The sequence below is a fragment of the Gordonia marina genome, assembly GCF_052036135.1.
GTDB lineage: Bacteria > Actinomycetota > Actinomycetes > Mycobacteriales > Mycobacteriaceae > Gordonia.
In genome coordinates this window covers 1-5,786 of sequence record NZ_JBPSDN010000070.1, presented here as the reverse complement: position 1 = coordinate 5,786, position 5,786 = coordinate 1, and the positions used below count along the sequence as shown (strand labels likewise).

Genomic DNA, 5,786 nt, shown 5'->3' with positions numbered 1-5,786 from the left:
CTCCTTCAGCCGGTCGTGGTACATCCGGACGGCCCGCTCACGGGTCTCGGAATCGAACTTTCGTGGTGCTGCCATGATCGCATTCTCCTGGTGCGTTCACGGTCTCCACCAGACCCAGGACGGTTCAAACTCGCCATCACCTACCGTGCCGCGGTCGTCCTATCAGCGATTCTGACCTGGCTACGCGAATAAGGAGACACGCCCTAGCGCCAAGACCACCAGAGCAATTGACCTGACAGCGAGTTGTACCCCGCGCATACGAGTGCCTCCCCCGAGGTGGCCGACCGAATCCCCTAGCGGTCGCACCGAATATCGGGAAGGCTACTACCCGTCGACGACACCCGCTGTCACCGGGTGACGCCGACGCCTCGACGCTCGCGCCGGGAGCGACCGGATGCTCATCGACGTCACGACGAGCAGTTCCGCTAGTAGACTCCAGGCCGCGATCACCCCGCGGCTCACCTGGCCGCCAACGTACGGAAGGCCCGAGGACGACGTGCCCAAGATCAGTGCCGACACGCTCGCCGAACACCGCGAGGAAGTCTTGTCGTCGCTATTGGAAGGCACCAAGCGGATTCTCCTCAGCGAGCGCAAGCTCACCGCGGGGTCGGTGGCCGCCGAGGCGGGGATCGCCCGCAACAGCATCTATCGATATGTCGCGTCCGTGGACGATCTCATCGACCTGGTGGTGGCTCAGGGGTTCGCAGACTGGGCGGCGGCGGTCGCGACCGCGGTCGCCGACGCACCCGATGCTCGCGCCGGCGTGGTCGCCTACGTCCGCAGCAATCTGACACTGGCGGCGAGCGGTGAGCACGCGCTGCAGAGCTCACACTCGCGGGCCAACCTCTCCGATTCGGCTCGACGTCGCATCGTCGAGATGCATCAGCAGATCTCGGAAGTCCTGCACGACACCGTCGCGGAATTGGACTGTCGGCGGCCCGATCTGCTCATCGCGGCGATCGATGCGCTGGTCGGTTCGGCGTTGACCCTGGTGGGACCGGACGCTCCCGCGGGCGAGGTCATCGAGTTCATGTGCGGTGCGGCGGCAGCGGTCGTCACCACCGCCACCCACCTTTGAGACACCCTGTCGCAGGCGCGTACCATTCGTTCGCGACAGGGTGTCTCAACGGATTGGGAGTGGCAGTGTTCATCGCATTGCGCGAACTGCGAGCGGCATGGGGCCGCTTCGCGATGATCGGACTCGTGGTGGCGCTCGTAGCAGCGCTCGTCGGCATGGTCTCAGGGTTCACGATCGGCCTCGGCAACGATACGGTGTCCGCGTTGCGGGCGATGAACGCGAAATCGGTCGCCTTCGCCGACAACGCGACCGACTTCAACCGGAGCACGATCTCCGCAGCCGATGTCCAGGCATGGCACGATCGGCCCGACGTGGAGTCGACGCCGTTCGGCATCAGCATGACCCACGGGGAGACCCGCGGAGGTTCGGTGGCCGATCTCGCGGTCATCGGTGTCGCCCCGAACGGGCCCCTCACGCCGAGCGCCGAATCCGGCGAGCGCCTCGGTATCGCCCCCGGCGAGATCGTCGTCTCGACCAAGCTGCTCGACGACGGCATCGCGATCGGCGACGACATCACCATCGACAACACCGACGTGGTGCTGCGTGTGGTCGGCACCGTGGCACCGGTCTCGTATGGTCACGTTCCGGCGGCGTACACCTCGTTGGAGACGTGGCGAACGGTTCGCTACGGCACTACCGACCTGAATGAGCACCAGCGCGGGACTGCGGCCGCGATCGCCGTCTTGGGTGGCGACCCCCCCGCCACCGTCGGCGGCACCACGGTCTCGGCGCCGAGCGTCATGCTCGAGGCCGCCCCCGGGTACTCGGGCGAGCGCCTCACGATGAACTCGATTCTGGCCTTCCTTTACGTGATCGCTCCGCTGATCGTGGCCGCCTTCTTCGCAGTCTGGGTGCTGCAGCGCCAAGGCGTGTACGCCCTCCAGCGTGCGCTCGGGGTCTCTCGGTGGTCGCTCATCGGCGCCACCCTGGCTCAGGCGACCGTGGTGGTCGGACTCTCGACGATCATCGGATCGGCGGTGGCGTACGGCCTCGGCCTCCTGCTGGGCGACGCAGTACCGTTCGACCTGCCGTTCTCCTCGTTGGCGACCACTACCTTCGCTGTGATCGCAGCCTCGCTGGTCGGATCCGCCGTCACCCTCCGCTGGGTCGTCACCGCCGACCCCTTGACCATGCTGGGAGCCTCCCGATGAGCCTCGACCTTCACGACATCACCGTCGAATACCGTTCGGGCGACGATCTTCTGCTGATTCTCGACGGCTTCACCGAGAGCTTCCTGACGAAGCAGGTCACCGCCGTGGTCGGCCCGTCGGGGTCCGGCAAGTCCACGCTGCTCGGCGTGTCCGGAATGCTACGTCGCCCCACGTCGGGGACCGTCGAACTCGACGGCACCGACGTCACCTCGCTGTCGGTCCGAGACGGTGACCGACTCCGCCGCGAACACATCGGATACGTCTTCCAGTCCGGCAACCTGTTCCCCGGCCTCACCGTGCTCGACCAGGTGGTCGCCATGGGAGTCATCGCCGGTCAGCGGGCTGCGCGGGTGCGCCCTCGGGCAGCGGAGCTCCTCGACGAGGTCGGCATGTCGAGCCATCTCAAGACTCGACCGGAACATCTCTCGGGTGGCCAGCGCCAGCGCGTGGCGATCGCCCGCGCCATGATCCACCGTCCCGCACTGCTGCTGGTCGACGAGCCGACCGCGGCCGTGGACCGCAGTCAGGCCGGCCAGATCGTGGAGCTGATCAACCGGGTGACCGCCGAGTTCGGGTGCGTCACCGTCGTCGCGACACACGACCCCGAAGTGGTCGAGGCGGCCGACCGGGTGGTTCCCCTCACTGGCAACTGAGGCCCGCATAGGGGCTTGATCATCGATCGAGTCGTGCGGCAGCGACTCCACCAGCCGGAAAGCTGCTTCTCGGACTGGTGGATCCCGCTGCTTCCTGGCGCTGTTCAGGCATGCGACACAGTGCCGAACCGTCCCGTTTCGGCGCGACGATTCCCGCGCGAACCAACCCTCGCTATCTGATATCGCCATGAGCTTCTGCACACGTTCCGAACACGATTGGCGTATGTCCACCGCACTGTTCCGTACCACCACGCGTCGTCCCCTCGGACTCGAGCAAGCTCTCCGCCGAGGTGTTCGCTCAGGGCGGAGGATCACCCGGTGACCGCCATTCGACTCGATGACGAGGACCTCGTGCTGATGTCGCGGCGTCACCTCAAGAGTCGAAACCGCATGCTGGAGTTCGCGGCACAGCTGATTGGGGCGGCAGTCGACGACCACAGCCCCCTCGCCGACCGGATGGCGAACGTGTTCCCGTGGCTGCTCGCGCTGTCGGTGAAGGATCGGGAGACCTGCGCGCAGGACCTCGTCGACGCCGCGCGTGCCTCGTTCTCCACCGACCAACCGCATCGCGTGCTCGCAGAGCTGACGTCGTGGCGCGAGACGGCGACCGCACTCGCCGCCGGCCTCGGCCAGGCTGATGTCAGCGAGCGAGCATCGAGTTGATATTGGTGCGCTTCCACTTGCGGTCACCTGGGCCGTGCCCCTCTTGCAGGTCGGCGATCAGCGCCTCGGCGTGCTGCCGGGTGATCTCGCCAACGTGCTGGTGGCCATGGCGTTCGACGATCGGCGTCAGCGCGGCGGTGTAGGCGGCTAGGCACGAAAATCGGCAGATCCAGGATCAGCTGTGGCAGGTCTCGAAAGTAGCTAGGACGGCAAGCTCCTGTTTGTGTGAGTGGTGCGGTAGTGCGGTGGATCCGTCGTCGCCGTTGAGTGGTCCGGGCTGGCAGATGCGACTATGTCCTGCGTGTGCCGATCTGCGAGGTAGGTGGCATGTGGCCTGGTCAGAGATCTTGGCGAGTGCCTCTTCCTGACATTGGCTGCATGAGGTGGATCGTTGAGTCCGTGCCGTTCACATCGACCGCTTGTGTGCCGTCGTGAGCTACCTCGAAGCCTGCTGCTCGCAGTCGATCTGCGCAGGCAGCATCGGTGGTCACGCGGAGATCCACGGTGGTGACTGCCGTGGAGACCGTGGCCTCGGAGAACCGCAACGTAGGGCCCAGTGACGGGGTGATCAGCAGGTACGTGCCGCGCCGCTCGACTTGAGCTGCGGACCAAACTGCACGCCAGAATTTCTCGCTGATTGCACAGTTGTTCGTAACGAGCTGAACCTCTGCTGTGCCGTGAGCGCGCTCATCTGACCTCCGTCCCGGTTAAGAAGATTGTCCCCCGATCGAGGTGGGGTCGACAAGGAGGGCTGCTTGTGTCCGTGTCGCATGCTCGAGATCACGTCTCCGTACACTTGGTTGCGAATATAGACGCAACTAGTTACGGTTGATGGTGTAACCAAAAGGTGGAGGTGGGAACCATGACTGCGACGATTCAGCGGAGTCTGCTCCTCGATGACGATCGCTACCAGCGTGCCGCGCAGGGACTGCTCAAGGCTGTTCCGACAGTGTCGTCGATTGCGCTTGCTGACGCGAGCGATCGTACGGTCGCGGTGCCGAGTGAGCTGTCCGCGATCATTCAGGCTGTCCTGTCGGCTGTTGCCGAGGGTGCGGCAATCTCTGTCCAGACGCTTCCTGACGAGCTGACTACAGGGGTGGCTGCGGAGCACCTGGGAGTGTCGAGGCAGGCGGTCGTGAAGATGATCGAGAGGGGCGAGTTGCCGGCTCACAAGGTTGGGTCGCATCGCCGTGTTCGCCTATCGGATGTGCGTGAGCTCAAGCGCGTTCGTCGTGAGCGTCAGCGTGAGGCGTTCGCAGCGCTGCGCGAGCTCGATGAGCAGCTCGATCAATACTGAGTCACCGTCGAGGGCTACGCCAGGTCCTGGGTAGTCTGCCTTGGTGGGAGCTACTCAGGTCTTCGTCGATGCGAACGTCATCCGATCAAGGACGCTGCGCGACTGGTTGTTCTTGCTGCGGAATGCCGGCGACATGTTCTCGGTCTGCACGACCGAGGACGTGATCGCCGAGGTCGTCTACACGCTCCGTCGCGAGAAGCCCGATGCTCCGGGGTATCTGACGAGTTCGGTCCATGACCGGATCACCGAGCAGCTCGATTACCGTGTCGAGGACTACCCTGCCGGTGCTCCGGGGTACTGCGGGTCGGATCCAGACGATGCTCATGTTCATGCGGCGGCCGTCGCGGCCGGTGTCGATATCGTTCTGACTGCGGATAAGGGGTTCACCAGCCTTAGCGAGGAGGACCGGGACGGTCTGCCCTACGAGATCTATCACCCGGATGAGTTCTTCGTGCTGGTAGACGATTCCTCGCCGGACACGGTGCGCCGTGTGTCAGGGGAGCAACTCGAGTATTGGTGCGCTAAGAAGCCCTCAGGTGGGGCAAATCTGCCGGCGGCGCTTGATGATGCGGATTGTCCGCGGTTCGCTGAACGCGTCAGGTTGAGGCTCCAGCAGCTATGAACGGGCCGGAGCAGTCGGACTTCGCTGCGGTCCAGCGGGTCGTTCCGCACTATCTGATGCGATCCATTGAGGTGCAGCTCATGGATGGAACAGTGTTGGACGATCAATCTCGGCGTCGAGATCGCCATGCCAGGTTGTCTTTGCTCCACTGCGCGACGGGCAAATCGGTCTTCGAGTCGGTGCGGGTGGTCGATGGTGAACCGTCCTGGTCCGGTCGGAGACCTGGATTAGGCCACCTCGGGTGTTGAGGCGACGTTCTGACGGTAGCGCTCCTCATGGTCAGTCGGCGAGGTATAGCCGATCGATGAGTGCAGACGCTCGG

The 5,786-nt window shown here is 64.6% G+C and carries 5 protein-coding genes and 1 pseudogene; all 6 read left to right on the top strand.

Going from position 1 to position 5,786, the window contains the following annotated elements; translation table 11 throughout:
- Positions 1-496 precede the first annotated feature (496 nt).
- The 6 genes and pseudogenes from ACSEEN_RS21215 (at position 497) to ACSEEN_RS21190 (ending at position 5,464) form a co-directional block, all read left to right on the top strand.
- Positions 497-1,078 (top strand): TetR/AcrR family transcriptional regulator, encoded by a 582-nt coding sequence (locus ACSEEN_RS21215; protein WP_371307224.1) that lies wholly within the window; start codon positions 497-499, stop codon positions 1,076-1,078.
- Between the two features lie 65 nt (positions 1,079-1,143).
- A complete protein-coding gene (locus ACSEEN_RS21210; RefSeq protein WP_298441118.1) occupies positions 1,144-2,229 on the top strand; it encodes an ABC transporter permease in 1,086 nt (361 codons plus the stop codon).
- Positions 2,226-2,882, top strand: coding sequence for an ABC transporter ATP-binding protein (locus tag ACSEEN_RS21205; RefSeq protein ID WP_298441114.1), 657 nt, complete (start codon positions 2,226-2,228; stop codon positions 2,880-2,882). Before ACSEEN_RS21210 ends, ACSEEN_RS21205 begins: the two co-directional genes overlap by 4 nt.
- Before the next feature lie 223 nt (positions 2,883-3,105).
- Positions 3,106-3,545 (top strand): annotated as a pseudogene (locus tag ACSEEN_RS21200) (prevent-host-death protein).
- Between the two features lie 862 nt (positions 3,546-4,407).
- Positions 4,408-4,842, top strand: coding sequence for a helix-turn-helix domain-containing protein (locus tag ACSEEN_RS21195; protein ID WP_371307222.1), 435 nt, complete (start codon positions 4,408-4,410; stop codon positions 4,840-4,842).
- A gap of 43 nt (positions 4,843-4,885) precedes the next feature.
- Complete coding sequence (locus tag ACSEEN_RS21190; RefSeq protein ID WP_371307221.1) at positions 4,886-5,464, top strand: PIN domain-containing protein; 579 nt, start codon at positions 4,886-4,888, stop codon at positions 5,462-5,464.
- The last annotated feature ends 322 nt before the right edge of the window (positions 5,465-5,786 follow it).